Raw genomic sequence first — 22,654 nt, forward strand, 5'->3', positions numbered from 1 at the left:
TGGCGGCGACGGTCATCGGCGGGCATGTCCATCTCCTTCCTGGTACCAGATGCATGGGCCACCGTCCCGGGGCAGGAGGTTGAACGAAAAATCCCGACATTGGCAAGCCGTTGAAAACTCATCCCAAGATCGGCACCCAAAACGCAATCGACATTATCGATCTATTAAATAGACTAAGGAGCACGCTGACTGTGAGTTTCAAGGAGTTTTCGATGTCATCAGAATTCATCGGCCACACGTCCAACAGGGAGGGATCCGATATCGTTCCGGCGACCGGACCGATCATCGACAAGGCGTATATTCGCAGTCACGTGCAGGCAGCGGAAGCCGCCGGCATAGACCGGCTGTTGATCGGCCAGTTCGCACAGTGGCCAGATAACAACCAGATCGCCGCCTTCGTCTTCGGCCAGACACAGCGGCTCGGGGCGCTACTTGCCCATCGGCCTGGCCTGATGGCTCCGACGCTCGGCGCCCGGCAGCTCGCAACGCTCGACCAGTTCTCCGAGGGTCGCCTATGGGTGCACATCATCACCGGCGGTTCCGACAGCGACCAGGCTCGCGATGGCGATTTCGAGGATCATGACACCCGATATGCCCGCACCGACGAATATCTGTCGGTGCTGAAGAAGACCTGGGAGAGCGACGAGCCCTTCGACCACGAAGGACACTTCTACAGGTTCAAGGGCGCGTTCAGCCAGGTCAAGCCCTATCAGAAGCCGCGCATTCCGATCTCCTTTGGCGGCTCGTCGGATGCCGCGATCGCGGTCGCCGGCAAACACGCCGATATCTATGCGCTCTGGGGGGAACCGCTGGACGGAGCGAAAGAGACAATCGCCAAGGTGCGTGCAGCCGCTATTGCCAATGGCCGGTCGGCCAGTGACGTCCGCTTCACCCTCGCCTTCCGCACCGTCGTGGCCGAGACGGAACATGCCGCATGGGCAAAGGCCGGCGATATCCTTGAGAAGGTGAAGTCGCAGATAGCGCGTTCGGCCGGCGGCAACGGTGAGAAGCTACCCTCGAACGTCGGCTCCGTGCGCCTGCGCGAGGCTGCCAAACGCGGCAAGGTGCTGGACAAGCGGCTGTGGACCGAGGTCGCCGACGCAAGCGGGGCGGGTGGCAACTCGACCGCTCTGGTCGGGACGCCGGAACAGGTGGCAGACGCCATCCTCGACTATTACGACGCTGGCGTTTCCAACTTCCTCGTGCGCGGCTTCTACCCGACCGAGGACACCGTGACCTACGGACGGGACGTAGTGCCGCTCGTCAAAGCCGGCATTGCCGAGCGCGAAGCCAGAAAGGTAGCCGCCGAATGACCGCACCGCTCGATATCGTCGACATCCATGTCCATCTCTGGCCGCCGGCCTGGGGACCGGGCGGAAGATACACCAAGCCCGCCGGCGGCTTCTCACCGGAGATCTATCGCAAGATCACCACTCCGCATGCGCTGGTTGACGAATTTGCGGCTGCCGGCATATCGCTTGCGGTCGTCACCGCGACGATCGAGAGCCTGTTCGGCCTTGAAGGCACCGTGCCACTCCGCGTTACGGGAAGCCAACGACTGGCTGGCGGCCCTGTCGCGCGATCATCCGATGCTGGCCGGTTTTGGCGTCGTCGACGCCTTTGCAGGCGAGGAAGGCGCGCGTGAGGCCGAGCGCGCGATTGTCGAACTCGGGCTCTCCGGCCTCGTCATCGATTCCGCACGGAATGGAAAGTTCCTCGCCGATCCCGCGGTGCGTCCGACGCTCGAAGTCGCTGCGCACTACAAGGTTCCGGTTTTCGTCCATCCGGTTGCCCACCCCAATTCGCAAATGCTGATCGACGGCGCAGGCACGCTCGGCAATTCGCTGGGCCGCGGTCTGATGAATGGCGTCGCCTTCCTGTCGGTCACCCAGTCGAGACTGCTCGAAGAGCTTACGGACCTGCACCTGATTTTCGCGACACTCGGCCTCGGCGCGATCGTGCAGGCAGCACGCGGCGGCATCTACAGCCGGACCGAGCGCGCGGCCGGCAAACGCCCCAACATCTATTTCGACACAATGGGGCACGATCCCGAGATCATTCGCAGCCTGACCGGCTTCCTCGGCGCAGAGCGGGTGCTGGCCGGAACGGACTGGCCGATCCTTGCCGCACTCGACGGCAAGAGCCTGACCGAGAGCCTAGCGGAATCCGGACTAAACGATAGGGATTCCCGACTTGTCGCCGGCGGCAATGCCAGGCGCCTCCTCGGCCTTCGAGAGACAAGAGCTGCCGCCGCCGAATAGACACCCGACAACAAAAAGCCCCGGATTTTCTTCCGGGGCTTCCTTTTTTGAGCGGAGCTTGCCCGGCAGACAGCCGGGCAAGCCGCCTCAGGCGACGCGCTGCGCCCGTGTGAGCGGAATGATCTCTGCCTCCGCCGCGCCAAAGCGCGGCAGCCGGCCTTCGAGCGGATGGCCAGGGTCGGTGAAACCGGGGGTCGACGGGTGGCCAGCAGCGACCAGCCGGTCGACCAGGGCTTCGTCATCGGCATCGATCTTCACGTCTAGCGCACGGACATAGCCGTCCCATTGCTCTTCGGTCCGCGGTCCGCCGATGGTCGAGGTGACGAGACGGTTGTTCAGGACCCAGGCGAGCGCAAAATCCGCGGCGGGAATGCCTTTCGCCTGAGCGTGTGCAGCGATTTGCTTGGCAATCGCGATGGATTCGTCGCGGAATTCGACGTCATGCATGCGCTTGTCGCCGCGGCCCGCCCGCGTATCAGCGCCAGGTGCCTCGCCCACATTGTATTTGCCGGTCAAAACGCCGCGCGCCAGCGGGCTGTAGGTGACGACGCCGAGCCCATAGGCGGCAGCGGCCGGCAGTTGCTCTGCCTCCGCCGTGCGGTTGACGATGTTGTAGAGCGGCTGGCTTGCGACCGGTCTGTCGATGCCGAGTTCATCGGCGAGCTGCGCGATCTCGGCAATGCGCCAGCCGCGGAAGTTCGAGACGCCGAAATACCGCAACTTGCCGGCCTTGATCAGATCGGCGATGGCCCTGACCGGCTCCTCCAGCGGCGCGTCGAACACGGCGCGATGGAAATAGAGGATGTCGATGTAATCGGTACCGAGATTGCGCAGTGAGTTCTCGACCGTCTGGTAAACCCATTTGCGCGAGTAGCCGCCGAGGTTGGGTCCCTTCTTGTGCGAATTGACGAATTTGGTCGCCAACACCCAGTGATCCCTGTCGGCCTTGATGCCACGCCCGACCACCTCTTCCGACTTGCCGTCGTGATAGACGTCGGCCGTATCGATGAAGTTGATGCCCTGTTCGCGTGCCTTGTCGATGATGCGGAAGGCGACATCATCAGGCGTCTGGTTACCGAACATCATGGACCCGAGTGTCAGCGGTGACACCTTGAGGGCACTGCGCCCGAGATAACGATACTCAACCATTTAAAAATCTCCATTTCAGTTGATGCTGTCCGCAAAATGGCAGGCCACCTCGTGGCCCGGTGCTATGAAGCGGAATTCGGGTTCGGCGGTGCGGCACAGATCCGCCGCCAATGGGCATCGGGTGTGGAACCGACAGCCGGAAGGAATGTTGCTGGGGCTCGGCAGATCACCGCCAAGCGGGGCAGCGTGGCGCGGGCGCGATGGATCGGGCACCGCCTCCATCAAAGCACGCGTATAGGGATGGCGCGGATCGGACCACAGCGTCTCGTTGTCTGCGCTTTCGACGATCCTGCCGAGATACATGACCATCACCCGGTCGCAGAAGTAGCGCACCACTGAAAGGTCGTGGCTGATGAAGATGTAGGAAAGGCCGAATTCCTTCTTCATCTCGACCAGAAGATTGAGGATCTGAGCCTGGATCGAGAGATCGAGGGCCGAGACAGGTTCGTCACAGACGATCAGCTCCGGATTGAGCAACAGCGCGCGGGCGATGCCGATCCTTTGTCGCTGGCCGCCGGAAAACTCGTGCGGATATCGGTTGATGGCATCGGCCGGCAACCCGACTTTCGATACGATGCCGGCGACGATCCGCCGTCGCTCCATGCTCCCGCCTGCCCTGTGCACCACCAGCGGCGCTTCGAGAATTTCACCGATCGTGTGGCGCGGATTGAGCGACGCGAACGGATCCTGGAAAATCATCTGGATCGACTTGCGCACGCTCCTCAATCGCCGCTGGTCGATGAGCGTGATGTCCTCGCCCTTGAATTCGATCCGCCCCTCGGTCGGATCAACCAGCCGAAGCAGGGTCTTGCCGAGGGTCGACTTGCCGCAGCCGCTTTCACCCACCAGCCCCACCGTCTCCCCACGCTCGACGCGGAGATCGACGCCATCGACAGAGCGCAGAAGCCCATCACGGCTCTGGTAGTGGGTCTTGAGGTCAGTGGCTGAGAGCAAGGGCATCGGGCACGGCCTTGATGGACGAGGTGAAGGGGCAAGCAACGAGGCGATCGGGTGCCGGGACGGTCAAGGGCGGGAGATGGTGGCCGCAGCTCGCCCGCGCCTGGGCGCAGCGCGGCCTGAAGGGACAGCCCGCCTCGCCCACCGCCGAGACGATCGATCCTGGAATTTCGGTCAAAGCGCCGTTGCGATAGTGGAAATCGTTCTTCAACCGCGGCGAAGCGGCAAGCAGCCCGCGCGTGTAGGGGTGCAGCGGATCCTTGAAGAGGTCTGCCGGCAGTGCCTGCTCCACCTTACGGCCTGCATACATCACCACTACCCTGTCGGCCCATTGCGCAACCACACCCAGATCATGAGTGATGAGCACAACGGCCATCTGTAGCTCGCGCCTGAGCGTGTCGAGCAGATCGAGCACTTGCGCCTGGATCGTGACGTCAAGGGCGGTGGTCGGCTCGTCGGCGATCAGTAGCTTCGGCCGACAGGCGACCCCCATCGCGATCATCACCCTCTGGCGCATGCCGCCGGACAGCTGGTGCGGATAGTCGTCGACCCGTTTGTCGGCTCCCGGAATACGGACCAGCTGCAGGAGTTCGATAGTGCGCGCCCGCGCCGCTTTTCCCGAAAGCCTTTCGTGAACCTTCAGCACTTCGCCGATCTGACCGCCAATCGTCATCACCGGATTGAGGCTGGTCATCGGTTCCTGAAAGATCATGGCGATCTCGCGCCCGCGCAGGCGCCGCAACTCGCGCGCATCGAGTGCCAGCAGGTCGCGGTCGCCGAACGTGATACGGCCGCTCGTCACCCTTGCCGCGCGCGGCAGCAGCTGCATCAAAGCCAGCGCGGTCAGGGATTTTCCGGATCCGGATTCCCCGACGATCGCAAGCGTCTCGCCCTGAGCAACCTCGAAGGAGAGGTTGCGAACCGGTTCTGCACGTGGGAAGCCGATGGTGAGGTTTTCGACCCGAAGCAAGGGAGCCATCGTCAACGATCCTGCGAAAAGCGGGGATTGAGGGCGTCGTTCAATCCGTCACCGATGAGGTTGAGCGCCAGCACCGTGAAGACAATCGCAAACCCAGGCAGTGCCGTCAGATACCAGGCGGTTCTGACCAGCTCTCGGCCGGTCCCGATCATCGAGCCCCAACTGACCACATTCGGATCGCCGAGCCCCATGAAGGACAGCGCCGATTCCATCAGGATGGCGGTCGCGACCATGACCGACGACGTGACGATGATCGGCGGCAAGGCGTTCGGCAGGATCTCGCGGAAAATGATGCGGGAATGGCCGAAACCAAGGCTGCGGGCAGCCATGACGAAGTCCTTCTCGCGGATTGCGCGGAACTCGGCGCGGGTCAACCGTGCCACGGTCGGCCAGGAGATGACGGCGATCGCGAGCGTCACGGTGGTCGCCGAGGGCTGGGCGATCGCCACCAGGACGACAAGAAGGACAAAGCTCGGCAGCGTCTGGAAGATCTCGACGAGCCTGACGAGAATATCGTCGACCCAGCCGCCGAAATAGCCGGCAACTGCGCCAACCAGAACCCCGAACGTCAGCCCCAGCGCGGTCGCCGTCAGCCCGACAAACAGCGAAATGCGCGAGCCGTGCAGGATGCCTGATAGCACGTCGCGTCCCAGCGAATCCGTGCCGAGAGGAAAGGCCGGATCCTGTCCCGGCCACAGGAACGGCCGCCCCACCATCGAAAGCGGGTCGTCGGGGAAAAACACGGGCGCCAGAAGCGCGACGGCGATGACGAGGCCGAGAAAGCCAGTACCGAACAGCGCGTTCGGATTGGCGAAGAAAACCCTCAGGGCGCGTCGCCCGTTGGTGATTGCGATCGTCGCACTTTGCTGGGAGCGCGCGTCCGGCGCCTTCACGTTGGACCAGGCCGGGCCCTCCGTCGGCGCAACCCCGGCAGGCTGCTCATTTTCTGTCGCAGGCGCATAGGTGGCGCCTGGAATATTGCGGAGTGCTCCGACACCGGTCGAGGACATCAGCGTGCTCCAATTCGAGGATCGAGCCAGGCGTGAACGAGGTCCACGGCGGCGTTTGCGATGATGACGAGAAGCGAGGACAACAGGAGGATGCCGAGCAGCACCGTGAAATCACGGCCCATGACCGCTTCGAAGGCGAGCCTGCCGAGCCCCGGCCAGCTGTAAACCGTCTCGACCACAACGGCACCGCCAAGCATGCCGCCGATGTGCATGCCGGCCATGGTGGTGATCGGGATCAGGGCATTGCGCAGCACATGCCTGGCAGTAACGCCGAACGGCGTCAGTCCCTTGGCATAGGCGGTGCGGACGAAATCCTGGTTTTTGACTTCGAGCATGGAGGCCCGCGTCAGCCTGGCATAGATCGCCACGTAGAAAAGCGCGAGCGACGTCGCCGGCAGCACCATATAGCGCGCCGTGTCGAGCAGTGCCGGCCAGCCTGTGAGCCGCGAGCCGATGGTGCCTGAGCCGCCGCTTGGCAGCCAGCCGAGTTTGACCGAGAAGAAGACGATCAGCATCAGGCCGATCCAGAAGCTCGGGATCGAGTAGAACAGCAATGAGAAGACCGAGAGCAGCCGATCGGGAAGACGTCCGGCAAATGTCGCCATCAAGGATCCTAGAACGACGCCGAGGAAGATCGCGATGACGAGCGCCACCGCCATCAGAGTCAAGGTGCCCGGTAGGCGCTGGGCGATCAGGTCGGCGACTGGCATGCCGTAGCGCGGCGAAAATCCCAGCCTGAAATGCGCGAGATTGTTGAGATATGTTGCCAGTTGCTCCAGCACCGGGCTGTCCAGCCCGAAGCGGGCCCTGAGCGCTGCCACGCTTTCCTCGGTTGCCGAACCCGCCTCGCCGGCAAGCACGTCGGCAGCATCTCCCGGCGCCAGCTGCAGCAGGAAGAAGTTGAGGATGATGATCCCGAGCAGCGTCGGAATTGCCTGGACCAGCGTGCGTCGCAGCGTTCTGACAATTCTGACCAAAGCCGGCATGCCTGTCGTCTCTCACTTGAAAATTCGCACAAGGCGAAACGTGTCGTCGGCCCCGGATTTCCCACGCCGATGATTTTATTGTTGACTAACTCTATAGGCTTTGTCAAACCTGTTTTGGTAAATTCGACCCGACAACGGCGATCTGCGAGAACCAGTTTTCCATACAGCTCTCAAAAGACACTGATTTCGGTGGATTATTCTCAAAATGCGAACCGCTCGGCAACAGCTCACTACAAAGCGCGCCCTGAGCGGAAAAGGCTTCCTGATATCATCTTGAGGACGGCAGAGGATCCATGACGCGCAAGAACACTATCTCACAAATCTGGTATACCCGCTGCTCGGTCCCGACCCCGGTCGGCCTTGCGACCCAGCTGGGTCTGCTCGACGAAGCCTTTGCCAGCGAGGGCATCACCCTCAACTCCATCATCGACAGCAAGGACCGGACGATCCGGTCCAGCCACTTCAACCATCATCTGGATTACTCGTTTCGCCACGGCGGCAACGTCCCGCCAATCCGCGCCCGTTCGGAAGGAAATCCGACGCGGCTCGTCGGCATTACCTGGACCGATGAGTTCCAGGCCATCATCACCTTGCCGGCAACGGGCATCAAGACGACGCGGGAACTTGTCGGCCGTCGCTTCGGCATTGCCCGGCGCCCTCCCGGCATCGTCGACTTCATGGCGGCTACCGCTCTGAAGGGCCTTGTCTCTGCTTTGTCGCTCGAAGAGCTGACGCATACGGATGTCGAAATCGTCGACATCCCGCTTGAAGATACCGTGCTCGACAATCGAGACGGACCTCAGCTCTACGGCCTGCGCAACCGGCAGGCCTATGGCCCTGAAATCGCAGCGCTCCTTCGCGGCGATGTCGATGCAATCTATGTCAAGGGCACGCCCGGCATCAGCGTCGCCAACCTTTTTGCCACCCATACCGTGACCGAGTTCGGTTTCCACCCCGACCCCAAAATCCGCATCAATTCAGGCTCACCACGCATCCTGACGGTCGACGAGCGGCTGGCAGAGGACCGGCCCGATCTGGTGACAAAGCTGATCGAGACCCTCAAGCGCGCAAGCGCCTGGGCCGAAGCGCATCCGGATGACGTGCGCCGCTTCGTTGCCCGCGAAGTCGGCGCATCCGAAGAGGTCGTCGCCGCCGCCAACGGCCCGGACCTGCATCGCCATCTTGGGATCGGTCTCGAGCCTGAGCTGGTGGACGCGATCGGTCACTACAAGGACTTCCTGCACGAGTGGGGCTTCCTTGCCCAGAACTTCGACATCGAAGCCTGGGTTGATCGTCGTCCCTGGGCCGATCTCGAAACACGCGCCGTTGCCTGACCGGAGAAGCCGATGACCGCCGCAACTGAAATCGAGTTGGCGATTGAAAGGGCCGAGGACTTGGGAAAGCGCTTTGCGCTGACCGCCCGGCATTATGACGAAACCGGCGAATTTCCCTTCGCCAATTTCGATGCGCTTCACGAAGCCGGGCTGCTCGGCCTCGTGACCGCGACGGAGCAAGGCGGTCTGGGCGGCGGATTGACCGAAGCACTCTCGGTCGTCTCGGCGATTGCCCGCGGCGAGCCGTCCACAGCGCTCGTTCTGTCGATGCATTACAACCAGCATTATTCGCTGCGCACCTCGGGCAAATGGCCGGAGCATCTTGTCGAACGGGTGATCAAGGCCAACCGCGAGGGCGTGGCGCTGATCAATGCTGCGCAGGTCGAACCGCGTGTCGGATCTCCGTCACACGGCTCTTTACCGGAGACCATCGCGCGCCGGGTCGGCGATCACTGGCGGATTACTGGCCACAAGACCTATGCGACTGGCATTCCGCTGTTGCGTTGGGTCGCCGTGCTCGCCGTCACCGACGAGCCGGTGCCGCGCCTCGGGTCGTTTCTCGTGCCGACGTCCGCCGACGGCATTCGCGTCGAAAAGACCTGGAACGCCACCGGCATGCGCGCCACCAACAGCGACGATCTGATCCTCGACGACGTCGCCGTTCCGGTGGAGGATGTGCTTGATATAGCGCCCGCGAGCGAAGGCCTGAAACGCGACGAACGCATGGGCGCCTGGTACTTCAGCCTTGTGCCAGCGATCTACGACGGTGCTGCGCGCGGCGCCCGCGACTGGCTGATCGAGTTCACCACCACGCGGGCACCCACAAGCCTCGGCGCACCGCTCTCCACCGTGCCGCGCATCCAGGACGGGCTCGGCCAGATCGAGGTCCTGCTGACGGTCAATCGCCGGCTGCTCCGGTCTATTGCCGAGGATTTCGACGCCGGTCGGCCATTCGGCCCGGATGCGGCGGCGGTCAAGCACACCGTCATCGAGAATGCGATCGCCGCAACCACGCTTGCACTGGAACTCGGCGGCAATCCCGGCATCAGCCGCGACAACCCGCTGGAGCGTCACCACCGCGATGCGCTGTCCGGCAAGGCCCATGCGCCGCAGAACAACCTGATCCGCACGATGCTCGCCAAGGCGGCACTCAGCCGGCACGCCGCTGCCCCGGCGCTGCCGCTGGAGCCGGTGCCGGTTCGCACCCATCAACAACCCCGCCTTGCCGTTGTCGGCCGCAGCTAGGAGCCTCGCGATGTCATCACTCAATTCCGTCTGGTACACCCGTTGCCCGGCCCCCACGCCCCTGTCGATCGCCCACCAACTCGGCTGGGTCGATCGGCAGTTCGAAGCCACCGGTGTCGCGGTTCGATCGATCCGCGACAGCAAGGATCAGACCGTCCGCGAGAGCCATTTCACCCATACGCTGGACCACTCGTTCCGCCAGGGTGGCAACATCCCGCCCCTTTGGGCACGATCGGGCGGACGGCAGACCCGAGTGGTCGGCATTACGACCACGGACGAATTCCAGGCGATCATCGCGCTTCCCGGCTCAGGCATCGCCAAAGGCTCGGATCTGAAGGGCCGGCGCATCGGGGTGCCGCGCAAACCGAATGAAGCCATCGTCGACTTCCAGCGCGCCACCGCGTTGAAAGGCATCGTGTCCGCATTGGAGCTTGAGGGGCTCACCCATCGCGATGTCGAACTGGTCTATCTCGACAGCAGCGAGGCAAACCTGATCGAAAGGGGCAATGCCGCGTTTCTCGGGTTGAAGCGCCGCTATCCCTACGGCGACGAGCTTCTGGCGCTGGCGGGCGGCAAGATCGATGCCTTCTTCGTCAAGGGTGCCGAAGGTTTGGTGCTAGCCAATCAGATCGGCGCCGTCGTCGTCTCGGAATTCGGCTTCCACTCTGATGCAAAGATCCGCATCAACAACGGTACGCCGAGGCCCTTGACCGTCGACCTCAAATTTCTCGACGAGCATTTCGACCTTGTCACGGGCCTTGTCGCAACGGTCGCACGTGTTGCCGAATGGGCGGAGGCGAACCCGAATGAAGCGGTGCGCTTCATCGCCAATGAAATCGGCGTGGGCGAAGACGCGATCCGGGCTGCGAATGGTCCGGATGTCCACAGCCATCTCAAGCTGACACTCGACGATGAGCAGTTGGCTGCCTTCGACCACTTCAAACGCTTCCTGCTCGAATGGGGCTTCCTTCCGGCCGACTTCGACGTGTTTGGCTGGATCGATCACCGGCCGCTGGAGGCCGCATCACGGCGGGCGGCCGCATGAGCAAAGCAGCAGTTCCTGTCACCGGTGCGACAACCATCATCGCCGGCGCCACCGGCAAGCTCGGCCAGCTCATCGTTCGGAGGCTGGCCGCTCTGAAACAACCGGTTCGCATCCTTACGCGCCGGCCCGATGCCGCACGCCGCCTGTTTGGCGAAAGCGTACAGATTGCCGTCGGCGACTTCGGCGATCGTACTTCGCTCGATACCGCGGTACGCGACGGCGCACGGCTCCTGCTCCTGTCACCCATCAGCGCCAGGCTCGTCACCGATCAGATCAGCGCAGTCGATGCCGCCGTAGCGGCCGGCGTCCGGCGCATCGTCAAGATCTCAGGTTCCGACTGGACCATCGACCCGCCCGGTCATTCCATCTCCGGCGATGCCCACGCCGCTGTCGAGCGGCACCTCAACAGTCTTGCACTGGATACCGTTTCGCTTCGACCGAACGCTTGGATGCAGGTCTCGCTCGCCAACACCGTCCGCCAGGCAATCGCTACCGATAAGGTGGCAGCGGCCAATCCCGACGCCGGTGTCGGCTACATCGATGCACGAGATATCGCCGATGTCGCCGTCGATCAGCTTCTCGCCGACACCGTCACTGGGCGAACCCTCAATCTCACCGGTCCTGACATCGTCAGCGCGCGCCAGCTCGCCGATCTGCTCTCGACGACTTTGAAGCGGCGGTTTGCCGTCGTCGAGAAGCCCCCTTTGGCGGCATCAGGCGATGCCGACTTCGAACACCGTGCCATAGCGCAATTCGCGAGGTTGATCGCTGCCGGTCGTGCGGCCACGACGACCGATGTCGTGAAATCGCTGCTGGGCCGACCACCGCGCAGTGTCGCAGCCTTCATCTCCGAACATGCAGCCGCAGAGGCAGCGCTCACCGAGTAACAGTCATGAGCATCTCTTTTGTTGACATCGCCATTATCGGCGGGGGCCCAGGCGGCCTTGCGCTGGCCCAGGGTCTGAAGAAGAACGGCATCGATGCCGCCGTGTTCGAACGCGATCCGGGCCGGGCCGACTACGTGCAAGGCTTTCGCATGCGCATCCGCCAGCGTGGCATCGACGCACTTCAGGCCAATCTGCCGACGCATCTCTTCCAGGTCTTTCTGGACACGCTCGGGCTTGCCCCGACCGAGAACCTGACCCTCGACGAGGGCTTCGAGCGTCTCGATAATGCCGGGCCCGCAAGTCGGGAGACCGAAGACACGCATATCGAAAAGTCTGTGAGCAGGATCACGCTGCGGCAGATCCTTCTTTCCGGGCTGAAGGGCAGGTTCCATACGGGCAAACGCTTCGAGCGCTATGAACCGCTCCCAGACGGCACGGTTATCGGGCATTTTGCTGACGGCTCGACTGTCCGCGCCAACCTTCTGGTCGGTGCCGACGGTGCGGGGTCGGCCGTTCGCCGCCAACTGCTGCCGGATCTGAAGAGCATCGATACCGGTGTTCGGCGCCTGGCGGGCAAGATCAGCCTTGAAGCGGCTGCGCACCATGGCATCTCACCGCTTCTTACCGAGTTCAACACCAATATCCGCCCGAGCGACGGCCGTGGCCTGATGATCACCAGCCACCGAGTCGATCCAGCCGCCTATGCCCGGCACGATTTCATTGGCGCCGAAGACCCCGATCATCGCAACATCCCCGGTTTCCATTTCAACAACACCACCAGCTACACCTGGTGGAACACCGCTTACGATACGGACGAACTGGGACCGGACGAACTCCTTGAAACGCTCGATGGCGCCGGCCTGCTGCAAGCGCTACTTCAACGTATCGGCCATTGGGACGAGCGCATCCTGAAGCTCATCCTCCACAGCGATCCGTCGACGGTCGCCTTCCTCAAGGTCAAAAGCTCGACGCCCGGCGCGAAATGGCAACCCGGCCCGGTCACGCTGCTCGGCGATGCGATCCACGCGATGACCTATTTCCGCGCTCTCGGCGGCAACACCGCGCTCTACGACACCGGTCTGCTGGTTCGCGAGCTGGTCGCTGCGCGGCGCCATGGCAAGCCGCTGATCGCAGCCGTTCATGACTATGAGAACGCTATGCGGGAACACGGCTACGAGGCCGTCCGCTCCTCGCTCTCAGCCATGCAACGCAATGTCGGGGCAAACCGGCCGCTAAAGTCGGTGCCCGCACTCTAATCCCAGGAAAGTTCTGATCATGTCCATCGTCGTCTTCGGCGCCTCCGGAAACATCGGCAGCAATATCCGCAGGGAGGCGCTGTCGCGTGGCCGTCGTGTGACAGCCGTCACCCGGTCTACCGACATCGAACCCGAAGAGCGCCTCACCCTGCGCAAGGCCGATATCGCCGACGCGAGCGCGGTCGCAAGCATCGTCAAAGGACACGATGCCGTCATCAGTGCCTATAGCCCAGGTTTGCGCCGTCATTCCGCAGAAGAGGCCGCGGAACTGATCCGAGATGCCCACGCGGCGCTATTTGTCGGCGTGAAGCAAGCGGGCGTCCGCCGCATCATCATCGTCGGCGGCGTGGGCAGCCTGGAGGCGAGCCCCGGTGTCGACGTTGTCGACAGCGACTTTTATCCCGTCGAACACAAGGCCCATACGTTGCGCAACCGCGAGATCCTGCGCAGCTTGAAGCGCGGCGAACACGATCTCGACTGGACCTATGTCTCTCCGCCGCTTTCGATCAAGGCCGGCGAGAGAACCGGCACCTACAGGCTTGGCGAAGACTGGCTGTTGCGCGACGAAGCGGGCGAAAGTCGCATTTCGGAGGCCGACTTCGCCATCGCCATTCTCGATGAGCTGGACCAAGGACAGTTCATCCGCCGCCGCTTCACCGCAGCCTATTGAAGGACAGTGATTGGCATGTCCCGCAAGACGCGCAAGCTCAACCTCAATGTCGGCATCAACACGACAGGCTATTTGCCGGCCGCCTGGAAATACCGCACTGGCGACCGTCACGACATCTACGATCCGGACTATTACCGCCGCCTGACCGAGCTCGCGCACAGGGGGCTGTTCGACGCCGTGTTCTTCTCCGACCATCCGGCGATGATGACCGACCCGAACAGCCGGCCGTTCCACACGATCGACCCGCTGATCCTTTGTACGGCCCTGGCGGCACAGGTGCCCGACATCGGCTTCGTGGCGACGATGTCGTCCACCTACAACTCACCCTACAATCTGGCTCGCCGCACCCAGTCGACGGATATCACTTCCGGCGGCCGGCTGATCATCAACATCGTCTCGTCCTTTAACCCGAATGTCGCCGCCAATTTCGGCTCGGCACCCCTGCCACCGCGCAACGAGCGCTACGCCAAGGCTTCCGAGTTTCTCGATGTCGCCAAGAAACTCTGGGCAAGCTGGGATCCTGCCCGCGAGGGCAGCGTCCCCAACGATCGGTTCTGGGATGCGGCAAGCGCCCAGGCGATCGACCACGAAGGCGACCATTTCAGCGTCAGGGGACCGCTCAATGTGCCGCGCGGCCCTCAGGGTCACCCGGTAATCGCACAGGCAGGGGCATCGGAGGGCGGGATTGATCTCGCCGCGCGCCATGGCGAAATTATCTACTGCAATATCCTCTCCCGCGCCGCCGGCCGGGCATTCGGCGCGAAAGTCAGAGGTCGCGCTGCCGCCCTTGGCCGTGATCCGGCCGGCATCCGCATCGTGCCCGGGCTCGTGGTCATCCTCGGTGAGACAAGAAAGGAGGCGTTGCGCAAGCATGAACTGTTCAGCGGCGCCGGCTCTGAAGACGGGCTGATCGCGAGGTTTGCCAAGGAGAACGGTATCAATCCTGACGGCTTTGACCCGGATGCCGTTCTCGATGCCGAACGCTTCGTCCCCGATCCCAACCGGCTTCAGGCGGTGGGCATGGGCCTCGGGCTCTCGGACCTGCTGAAACACGAGAAGCTTACGGCAAGACAAGTCGTGCGCCGCTCGGAGGGCCATCACCGTCTGCTGCTCGGCACGCCGGAGGAGGTCTCCGAAGCCATCATTGATCTTTGGGCTGACGGAACCGTGGATGGCTATACATTGCAGCCACCACGCGCGCCTGACGATATCGAGGAGTTCATCGACAAGGTCGTGCCCATCCTGCAGGATCGCGGCGTCTACCGCACTCGTTATGAAGAGCGAACGGTCCGCGAGCGTTATGGCCTCCCCTACCCCGAATAAAAGCGCTCGACAGAACACGAACGATGAACGAGTACCGAGTTTCACATGCGTTCTCGACCGAGCGCAGACTCTTGCAAAGATCGACCGCGGCTGATGCCAGCGGGAGAGTTATAACGTTATAACTTCGACCAGCTATAATGTTTTCGCAACGCAGCCGATACGCATGCCGGCTGATTTCCGACCAAGCACAGAGTTTAATGAGATAGCCGGCACCGACAGTGAGGCAAAATTGCCCAAAAGCGGATCTTGCGGGAGGCACTACCGGTGGTCCCGCAGTCGTCGAGTAGAAAACGAGGCTTGGGTTAACTACGTGGCATCGTCGTAAGCGCGACGGTATTCCTGGATGGTGTGCAGATTATCACGGACCCAAAAGTTGAACCCTTCAAGGGCGCGCAAAGCCCCGCCGCCCATCTCGGTCAGCTCATATTCGACACGCGGCGGCACTTCGGGAAAATAATGGCGCACAACGAGGCCGTTACGCTCCAGATTGCGCAGTGTAAGCGTCAACATCCGCTGGGTGACGCCATCAACCTCTTTCTTAAGGGCTGAGAAGCGGAGCCGATGCTCCTTCGCGAGCGAAAGGCGCCAAAGGACTTGAACAGTCCATTTGTCGCCCAGCAGCGTGCACACCCCGTTTCCCTGGATCGGTCTGAACAGACCATTATCCTCTGATCCTTGCAGCGCATCGGCATGGAGTTGTTTGTCCAAGGGTATCATCCTTGTGCCTGACGCTGAGAAATGTGCCGTCTTCCAGCGGTTTTCCATTCGTATATATGGATGACCCTTGTTGTTCAACACGAGGGTTTTCAATGACCAATGGCAAACAGCCAATTTTTGTTTTCGGCGCCACCGGACGGCAGGGAGGATCTGTTGCCAAAGCCTTATTGAAGGTGGGATGGCCTGTTCGCGCGCTTGTTTCGAATTCCACTGATGCCGCGTCTTTAGAGCTGGAGATTGCAGGCGTCGAGCTTGTGCAGGGCGCCTTCGAAGACACGGACGTGATCCGCGCAGCTATGAAAGACACCTATGGTGTTTTCAGCATACTGCCGGCCAACTTAGCGGCAGAAGACGAAGTCCGCTACGGTATCTCAATTGCTGATCTGGCAGCCGAAATCGGTGTCGACCATCTCGTTTATTCTTCAGGCGCTAGCGTTGGGGATGAACTGACAGGTGTCGCGCGTTTCGATGCCAAGCCTCGCATCGAAGCGCACGTTCGAGAACTCCGCATCACCACGACCATCATCCGGCCGATGATCTTCATGGAGATGCTCGTACGACCTGGTTTCGGTTTGGATGAAGGACGGTTGGTATCCCTGATCAGACCGGATCATTCAATCCAGCTTACCGCGGTGGAGGACATCGGCAAATTCGTTGCTGCGGTGTTTGCCGACAAGACCCGCTTCGGCGGCATGACTTTGAAGATCGCAAGCGACCGCGTGACGGGGCACGAGCTTGAAGCCGCCCTTACCGAAGGCGCCGGTCGTCCAATCGCCTACGCACGCTTTTCCGATGACGTTCTCGCGGCGAATGCGGACCTCGCGCACATGGCGAAGAGCTTGGAGGATGGCCCGCTTGCAGAACGTGTCGATCTGAACGCCATGCGTGAGATCAACCCGGAGCTACTCTCTTTCCGGTCTTGGCTTGCCGGGAACGGACGCAGGGCACTCGATGAAGCCTTGAGGACAACCAACACGCTGGCGTGACTCCGGCTTTATTCACACGGGGTCTAATAGCGCGCGAACAGGAAACCACCAACACTCGCTGTTCCTGATCGCTCTGACACGCCGAGCTGCCGCGTGGCCGAAAGCCGGCATATAAGCCGCCGAACGCGTCGGCGTGTCGCAGTCGCGGCGGATGCTAGCAGTTGCGGCCTTGACGAGGCCGCGCGTCCCAATCGTCTGCGGCTACGGCGCAAGCCGAGTTCGATGCACGTCGCCCGGTCGAGATGCCGGTGGCGATCGACGACACGCTCCCGACGCTTCGGCGGAAGCTGCCATGATAAACGGGCAAGAAATCCCTGGCATCAAACCTAGGGCGCGCTTATCTATGGCTTGCGACCCAAGGAATGGTTGTTTGGGAGCAATTTCGATGCTGGCGTTGACGACCGCTATCGTCGTCATGAAAAGGTGGCGCAACTAGCCAAGCGAAAATTCCTTGCCGGGACTGAGGGGAATCCGAATGGATGCATGGGGCGATACCAGAATGGGCAGAGCGATCAGACAACACGATTGGTCGCTAACCCCACTCGGCCCCATCCGCGAATGGCCAGTTTCCCTCAGAACAATCGTCGAAATGATCCTCGGCTCTGAGTTCCCCCAGGCGATCGTCTGGGGTCCTGACTTCACCACGATTCACAACGACGCATTCCTACCGATCCTCGGTGCGAAACCGCCCGCTCTCGGCAGGTCGTTCGCGGACGTGTGGTCGGAAGCTTGGGACCGTATAGGGCCGATTGCAGAAAAGGCTTATGCCGGGGAAGCGACGTACATCGAGAATTACCCGCTGACGATCAATCGTGATGGCTTCGACGAATTAGCTTTTTTCACGTTCTGCTACGCGCCGCTTCGCGATGATGATGGGAAAATCGCTGGTCTGATCGACACGGTTACAGAGACAACGGCTACTGTGCGCGCAAGAGAGACTGAACTCGTCCTGCGCCGGGAGTTGCTGCACCGCGTTAAGAATACGATGGCCATCGTGAACGCGGTGGTCAGTGCATCTTTGAGAAATGCCAACAGCCTTGATCACGCGCGAGAAACCATCACCAGCCGGATCAGCACTCTGGTCAAGGCGCAGGACCTCTTATCAGAAGAGGACGGCGCGCAGATCGCCGAGGTGATTTCACAAGCCATCGCTCCGCACATCGACCGTCCGGATCGAATAACCATGTCTGGTCCAGACCTTCAGCTGTCAGCACAGCAAGCCACAGGCATTTCACTGGCAATCTACGAGCTAGCGACGAATGCGGTGAAGTACGGTTCGCTTTCTACCGATGAAGGTCACGTCGAAGTCGTCTGGTCGACCGACGGGGATAAAGGGTTCTTTTTTACCTGGCGCGAGGCTGGCGGACCTAGAGTATGCGCGCCGCAGAGAACCGGGTTTGGCTCGATACTCGCGAACAAGATCGTTGCCACGTATTTTTTTGGGGAAGCGAAGTCCTCGTATAATCCCGAAGGTCTCCATTTTCAGTTGACTGGATCATTGTTGGGCGCTGAGAACGCGTAAACAATATCATCGTGGATCGCCAGCGCTGGGTCGCCGACCCGTCGTTGCCAGTCGAAACCCTTCCAAGCGCAAAGCTCGTTATCTCGGGTCAGCACTACAGCGCCACATCATCGGTCCTGTTCGAGGACCGAAACATCGTTAAACTGCATGCGCGGGCAAAAGTCTTCAACAATTGAAGCTGGCGCGCCTCCGTGTAGACGCCATCAGCGTCCACAAGGTTCCGGATCCAAAATGGCGCTTCGACATTCTTCTCATTCTTTTGAGAGGGAACGGAACGGGCGCTGCGGACGGTGGGCCTTGATTCCGCCTCGTTCATCATCCCTTGTTAAGGAATAGTTTCCTTTCTCGGAGATCCTGCTCATGGCTACCGGCGCATCCCAGCGACTGCATGAGGGGGTCGCTGCCGTTGAAACGATGACGCGTTTCGCGGTTGCGGTGCTTGCGCTTGCGTCCGGCGTTTACACATATCTCGGTGTGCGCAGCATCCTCGATGGATCGGCAACGGCGGTCTTCTTTGCGGCTATCATTTATTCAGCGTCGGTTTCGGTCGGAATCTACGCGTTCTGGTCTTACATGGCCCGCTTCTATCCGCACGTGACCACGCATACGGGTAGAGCCGCGATGCTTGGCGTCATGGCCATGGGTGCTGCCATGATTATGGCCATGTCGAGCTGGCTCAACGCAGCGGCGCTCGCCGGCTCGGCGGCATTGGAACAGCACCTTGCCGAAACGGTGGAGGGCTACACTGCGGACCTCGATCAGGCGCATCAGAACGCTCTAGCCGCTCAAAGCCTGCTGCCCGATATCCAGCGTGCGTCCGAGCGGTTTTCGCAGCTTGCCGCATCGGAGCGTCAGTCGGGAGCGCTCACAGGCACGACCGGATCCGGAAGCGTCGTGCAGCTTTTGTCGCAAATGTCCGCACAGATGAAGGAACTCGAGAACGGCATCAATGCCTCCCGTGAGCAGGTGACAGCGTTGTTCGATGACGGGCAGAAGCGGCTCGAAACCATGCGCACGCTTGTTTCCGCGCCCGGCGCAATCGAACCGCGCGCTGACCAGTTCTCCTCTGAAGTGGTCGCGCTCACGGGCGTCATAGCGTCTCTCGGGCAAACGTCGATTGCTCCTTCCATCCGCCGCGCCGCCGATGATCTGTCCCTGGGCTTCATCGCACCGATCGCCGATGGCGGAGACGCCGATCTTGTCAACCGCCAAGACCGGGTGATGGAAACAGTGCGCGCCTCTGTAGCTGCGCAGTCGAAAGTACTGTCGGAATCGGCCGATGAAATCCTTTCCCGGGCAAACGTCCAGGAACGCCGGTTTGTCCCGTTATCTTCTGCGGAGGCAGTCTTGCGTTACGCGTCCGATTTCATACCGGCTTGGGCCGGTGCCATTTCTATCGACCTTCTTCCCGGGGTACTGGTCTTCATCCTGGCAGTCGTACATGGCGCGATCCGCAAACAGGAGGAGGCGATGCCGTTCGCTGAACGCATAACGGCCGCCGAACTTCTGATGGCGCTGGAAGTCCAGCGCGCGATAAGCCCAAACGGCGTTGATCTTGAAAAAGTGGTGGAGTTCGCGGACGCTGATTGCAAGGTTGAGGACACCGCCAACATCACCAACCTCGACCCGCGGGGGCGCGCAAAGGACCGGTCTCATGAGGATCGATGAAGGGCTCAAAATACTGGCGCGGGTCGATGACGGCGTCTGGATGCGCGGGACGTTCTTCAGTCTGTTAGCGGCAACAGCGATATTCCTCGTGATCGATATGCGTTCTCTATGGGAACGGAATGCCGAGGAACCAATCATTGATCCGGCTCGTTGGCCAATCCTTCTCCCGGCTCCAGGCGGGACCGGACGCGATGGTCCGCCGGTTGAACTGCTAAGCTCACATGAAGTGTTGCGCCAGCCCATGAAGCTGGAACTCCAGCGTGATGGAGTTCTACTCGCTGAAGGCACATTCGACATTGGCGCGGGCGAGCGGTTCGTCCGCGAAATTGAACAGCGCGGCGAATACGTGAAAACGGTGTCTCTCAATTCCCCAGGGGGATCGGTTGACGATGCATTGGCAATTTCCAAGCTGATCCGTGAGAAGGGACTTGATACCCGTGTGGCGTCAGGGGCTCTTTGCGCGTCCTCCTGCCCGATTGTCTTTGCCGGCGGCGTGCGACGATTGGCCGAACCGGAAGCGGTCGTCGGCGTGCATCAGTTGTCCAATGCCAGCACTGATCGGACAACGGCAGATCAGGCGATGTCGTCCACCCAATTAACCACAGCGCGGATCACACGGCATCTCGAAGAAATGGGGATCGACGCCGGACTATGGATCAAAGCTCTCGAAACTCCGCCCGACAAACTTCAGTATGTTTCGGCACAGGAGATGATCGATTTCAAGCTGACAACGGGCCTCTCGGGCGCGATGAAGAAAAAGTAACCGAACTGGGTCAGCCCGGCCGAAGGAGATCCGTGGTCAGTCTTGCTCCATTGGAACTTGGTCCATTCGTATTTGCCGCAACAAGTTCCGTCCGGCGGTGAGCAATTCAAACAAGAATGCGACAAGCGATCCGGTGAGCGAGACGATGGCACCACCAAACAACCAAAAGAGATTTTCTTGGCGCAGTCCGAGGGCAAGAGCGCCAGCAAGTAGATTAAGGATTGCGCAGCCCGTGCAAATGCCGGCCATCACCCCAAGCACGACCGCGACCTCCAGAGCAAGTGCCCTTCGCCGCAAATACGCGAGCTGCATGCGAAACAACTTGCTTTGCTTACCCCTATCCGCGACTTCGTTCAGCCGGTCCGAAACTCTCCCGAGGCGGGTGGTGTAGATACTGACAAAGCCTGCGGTACCAGCCAACAAAAACACCGGCGCAAGGGATGTTTGTATGACAGAGGCATGGTCTGTAACGATAGGTGGTGGGTGCATGCGTACCTCTCAGAAACAAATTGAACTGCGATGCATCAAGCTTTGGACAGCGGTAGATGTAGTCACGGCGGAACGCCCATCATAAAGCTGATAGTAGACCCGCCGGGACCTTGAGCTTGAAGTTCACAATCCAGCTGCCTGGCGCAGCATTCGCCTTGATGCGGCGAAAGCCATATCGGCTATATTTGAGGGCGAGCGGTTTGATGCTGGCGGTCAATGCCGCCTCACAAGAACAGTGCATGTCTGACAATGCTTCGTGATTTCCGCCTCGCGTCTTTTCGCCGCGGTTTGAATGTCCTTCTGCGGCTTATAAGCCATACTTCAAGAAGGACCACTTTTCAGGGGGCAGACCAATCTCCTCACGGTCCAGCGGCTGGGCCGGCCCTCGGCGCTGATGAAGTACAGCACGCCATATGCGACGATGGTGAAATCGACAAGGAAGGCAGCAAAATAACCTGCTATCCAAGGCTCCCCGAGATTGGTTAAATACAGATAGACCATAAATGCCTTCTCGAAGGTGCTGAACACCATGGTCTCAAATCGTAACCACGGACGGAACCCCGCGACCACCATCAGTGCGCCAATTCCGAAGATCATGATGCCCCAGTGTCGCAGAGCCGGTACGCTGGAAGGGGTGAAATCGACAAGTCCACCGAGCATCGGTGTGATGAGTTTGATGTCGAGCGCGAACGGCAGTGTCCCACAGGTCGCCAAACCGAAAACAATGAGAAACCATTTGATGGTTTTGGTAATGAATTTGTTCAACGTGCACATCATTATCCGCCGGACGATTGGAAGCAAGCTGTAACAAGATGGAGCAAGACGGTTCGCGCCGACGACGCACCCAGGTGTCATTTCATCATCAGGGCTGTCACCCGATCGAAGGCAGCGGAAAAGCCTTTCAGGGAAGCCGACAACGAGATAGGTTCGTTGGTCTTGGCAGCCTTGGCCATCATCTTGAGCACCGCTCCAGTCCGCAGCTCGGCAAGGGCTGCGCCGTCGAAGCTAAGCGGCACAACGCATCCGGCGGGGACGCAGGTGCTAAAACGCACAGGTGCCTCCGAAGACTTCTCATCGACCTGAAGCGATACGCCGGCATCAAGTGCGAGCCCGAAGGGCAGAACAAGTGTACCCGTCGCAGTCTTCCCATCGCCACCGGCTGCCATCTCGATGGCCAAAAGCCGCTGTCCGTTCTGCTGTGTCTGTTGCTGCATGAGAAGACAATGCCTGTTCTTCCTCTGGACGCAGCTAACCATCCAGTCCGCGTAGGTTTCCTGCAGAGAGGACGCACCGCCCGGGAGCGTGGCGTGCTCTTGTGCGAACGTTTGACCAATGGCCAGGACCAGCAGGCAGACGGTAGCGAAGATTGTCCGGTTCGACCGGAACCTCGGTGATAAGCACTGTCTC

Annotated in this window: 24 protein-coding genes; 14 read left to right on the forward strand and 10 right to left on the reverse strand. The window is 60.9% G+C overall.

Features of this window, described 5'->3' with window-relative positions:
* Positions 1–212 precede the first annotated feature (212 nt).
* The 3 genes from C6558_RS35780 to C6558_RS35790 are packed head-to-tail and all read left to right on the forward strand — an operon-like array spanning position 213 to position 2,261.
* Complete coding sequence (locus tag C6558_RS35780; protein WP_107028557.1) at positions 213–1,313, forward strand: LLM class flavin-dependent oxidoreductase; 1,101 nt, start codon at positions 213–215, stop codon at positions 1,311–1,313.
* A complete protein-coding gene (locus C6558_RS35785; protein ID WP_107028540.1) occupies positions 1,310–1,645 on the forward strand; it encodes a hypothetical protein in 336 nt (111 codons plus the stop codon). The genes C6558_RS35780 and C6558_RS35785 overlap by 4 nt, the downstream gene beginning before the upstream one ends.
* Positions 1,590–2,261, forward strand: a complete 672-nt coding sequence (locus tag C6558_RS35790; RefSeq protein WP_107028541.1) for an amidohydrolase family protein — start codon at positions 1,590–1,592, stop codon at positions 2,259–2,261. The genes C6558_RS35785 and C6558_RS35790 overlap by 56 nt, the downstream gene beginning before the upstream one ends.
* Positions 2,262–2,348: 87 nt before the next feature.
* On the opposite strand, the gene C6558_RS35795 is transcribed toward C6558_RS35790, so the two are convergent.
* Genes C6558_RS35795 through C6558_RS35815 form a run of 5 tightly spaced genes read right to left on the reverse strand, consistent with a single transcriptional unit; the run spans position 2,349 to position 7,342 of the window.
* Positions 2,349–3,410 (reverse strand): aldo/keto reductase, encoded by a 1,062-nt coding sequence (locus tag C6558_RS35795; protein WP_057209644.1) that lies wholly within the window; start codon positions 3,408–3,410, stop codon positions 2,349–2,351.
* A 15-nt stretch (positions 3,411–3,425) separates the two neighbouring features.
* Positions 3,426–4,370, reverse strand: coding sequence for an ABC transporter ATP-binding protein (locus tag C6558_RS35800; protein WP_107028542.1), 945 nt, complete (start codon positions 4,368–4,370; stop codon positions 3,426–3,428).
* Positions 4,348–5,346 (reverse strand): ABC transporter ATP-binding protein, encoded by a 999-nt coding sequence (locus C6558_RS35805; protein ID WP_107028543.1) that lies wholly within the window; start codon positions 5,344–5,346, stop codon positions 4,348–4,350. The genes C6558_RS35800 and C6558_RS35805 overlap by 23 nt, the downstream gene beginning before the upstream one ends.
* A 2-nt stretch (positions 5,347–5,348) precedes the next feature.
* A complete protein-coding gene (locus C6558_RS35810) occupies positions 5,349–6,356 on the reverse strand; it encodes an ABC transporter permease (protein ID WP_107028544.1) in 1,008 nt (335 codons plus the stop codon).
* Positions 6,356–7,342, reverse strand: coding sequence for an ABC transporter permease (locus C6558_RS35815; protein WP_107028545.1), 987 nt, complete (start codon positions 7,340–7,342; stop codon positions 6,356–6,358). Before C6558_RS35815 ends, C6558_RS35810 begins: the two co-directional genes overlap by 1 nt.
* Positions 7,343–7,635: 293 nt before the next feature.
* On the opposite strand from C6558_RS35815, the gene C6558_RS35820 reads away from it, so the two are divergent.
* From C6558_RS35820 to C6558_RS35850, 7 genes are read left to right on the forward strand one after another with little or no spacing between them, the layout of a single operon-like run.
* Positions 7,636–8,676 (forward strand): ABC transporter substrate-binding protein, encoded by a 1,041-nt coding sequence (locus C6558_RS35820; RefSeq protein WP_107028546.1) that lies wholly within the window; start codon positions 7,636–7,638, stop codon positions 8,674–8,676.
* 12 nt (positions 8,677–8,688) lie between these two features.
* Positions 8,689–9,921, forward strand: coding sequence for an acyl-CoA dehydrogenase family protein (locus C6558_RS35825; protein ID WP_057209636.1), 1,233 nt, complete (start codon positions 8,689–8,691; stop codon positions 9,919–9,921).
* Between the two features lie 10 nt (positions 9,922–9,931).
* Positions 9,932–10,966, forward strand: a complete 1,035-nt coding sequence (locus C6558_RS35830; protein ID WP_057209634.1) for an ABC transporter substrate-binding protein — start codon at positions 9,932–9,934, stop codon at positions 10,964–10,966.
* Complete coding sequence (locus C6558_RS35835; RefSeq protein WP_107028547.1) at positions 10,963–11,853, forward strand: NmrA family NAD(P)-binding protein; 891 nt, start codon at positions 10,963–10,965, stop codon at positions 11,851–11,853. Before C6558_RS35830 ends, C6558_RS35835 begins: the two co-directional genes overlap by 4 nt.
* Positions 11,854–11,858: 5 nt before the next feature.
* The gene (locus C6558_RS35840; RefSeq protein ID WP_107028548.1) at positions 11,859–13,109 is read left to right on the forward strand and encodes an NAD(P)/FAD-dependent oxidoreductase; all 1,251 of its coding nucleotides are present in this window, start codon (positions 11,859–11,861) and stop codon (positions 13,107–13,109) included.
* A gap of 19 nt (positions 13,110–13,128) precedes the next feature.
* Positions 13,129–13,779, forward strand: coding sequence for an NAD(P)-dependent oxidoreductase (locus C6558_RS35845; RefSeq protein ID WP_107028549.1), 651 nt, complete (start codon positions 13,129–13,131; stop codon positions 13,777–13,779).
* Between the two features lie 15 nt (positions 13,780–13,794).
* On the forward strand, positions 13,795–15,102 hold the full coding sequence (locus C6558_RS35850) for an NtaA/DmoA family FMN-dependent monooxygenase (protein ID WP_107028550.1): 1,308 nt from the start codon (positions 13,795–13,797) through the stop codon (positions 15,100–15,102).
* Positions 15,103–15,408: 306 nt separating this feature from the next.
* On the opposite strand, the gene C6558_RS35855 is transcribed toward C6558_RS35850, so the two are convergent.
* Complete coding sequence (locus tag C6558_RS35855; RefSeq protein ID WP_107028551.1) at positions 15,409–15,819, reverse strand: helix-turn-helix domain-containing protein; 411 nt, start codon at positions 15,817–15,819, stop codon at positions 15,409–15,411.
* A gap of 92 nt (positions 15,820–15,911) precedes the next feature.
* On the opposite strand from C6558_RS35855, the gene C6558_RS35860 reads away from it, so the two are divergent.
* The 4 genes from C6558_RS35860 (at position 15,912) to C6558_RS35880 (ending at position 20,758) form a co-directional block, all read left to right on the forward strand.
* A complete protein-coding gene (locus tag C6558_RS35860) occupies positions 15,912–16,805 on the forward strand; it encodes an NmrA/HSCARG family protein (RefSeq protein WP_107028552.1) in 894 nt (297 codons plus the stop codon).
* 475 nt (positions 16,806–17,280) lie between these two features.
* The gene (locus C6558_RS35865; protein ID WP_063963344.1) at positions 17,281–18,327 is read left to right on the forward strand and encodes a sensor histidine kinase; all 1,047 of its coding nucleotides are present in this window, start codon (positions 17,281–17,283) and stop codon (positions 18,325–18,327) included.
* Positions 18,328–18,687: 360 nt separating this feature from the next.
* Complete coding sequence (locus C6558_RS35875) at positions 18,688–19,995, forward strand: hypothetical protein (protein ID WP_057209613.1); 1,308 nt, start codon at positions 18,688–18,690, stop codon at positions 19,993–19,995.
* Positions 19,982–20,758, forward strand: coding sequence for an ATP-dependent Clp protease proteolytic subunit (locus C6558_RS35880; protein ID WP_057209611.1), 777 nt, complete (start codon positions 19,982–19,984; stop codon positions 20,756–20,758). The genes C6558_RS35875 and C6558_RS35880 overlap by 14 nt, the downstream gene beginning before the upstream one ends.
* A gap of 36 nt (positions 20,759–20,794) precedes the next feature.
* On the opposite strand, the gene C6558_RS35885 is transcribed toward C6558_RS35880, so the two are convergent.
* The 4 genes from C6558_RS35885 to C6558_RS35895 all read right to left on the reverse strand — a co-directional run bounded on the left by C6558_RS35885 (position 20,795) and on the right by C6558_RS35895 (position 22,503).
* A complete protein-coding gene (locus C6558_RS35885; RefSeq protein ID WP_057209609.1) occupies positions 20,795–21,247 on the reverse strand; it encodes a DUF2721 domain-containing protein in 453 nt (150 codons plus the stop codon).
* 79 nt (positions 21,248–21,326) lie between these two features.
* Complete coding sequence (locus C6558_RS40135; protein WP_156408396.1) at positions 21,327–21,464, reverse strand: hypothetical protein; 138 nt, start codon at positions 21,462–21,464, stop codon at positions 21,327–21,329.
* Between the two features lie 104 nt (positions 21,465–21,568).
* Positions 21,569–22,012, reverse strand: coding sequence for a hypothetical protein (locus tag C6558_RS35890; RefSeq protein WP_146160953.1), 444 nt, complete (start codon positions 22,010–22,012; stop codon positions 21,569–21,571).
* Between the two features lie 86 nt (positions 22,013–22,098).
* Complete coding sequence (locus tag C6558_RS35895) at positions 22,099–22,503, reverse strand: invasion associated locus B family protein (RefSeq protein WP_107028558.1); 405 nt, start codon at positions 22,501–22,503, stop codon at positions 22,099–22,101.
* Positions 22,504–22,654 lie beyond the last annotated feature (151 nt).

Source organism: Ensifer sp. NM-2 (assembly GCF_003024455.1).
GTDB classification, from domain to species: Bacteria; Pseudomonadota; Alphaproteobacteria; order Rhizobiales; family Rhizobiaceae; genus Ensifer; species Ensifer canadensis.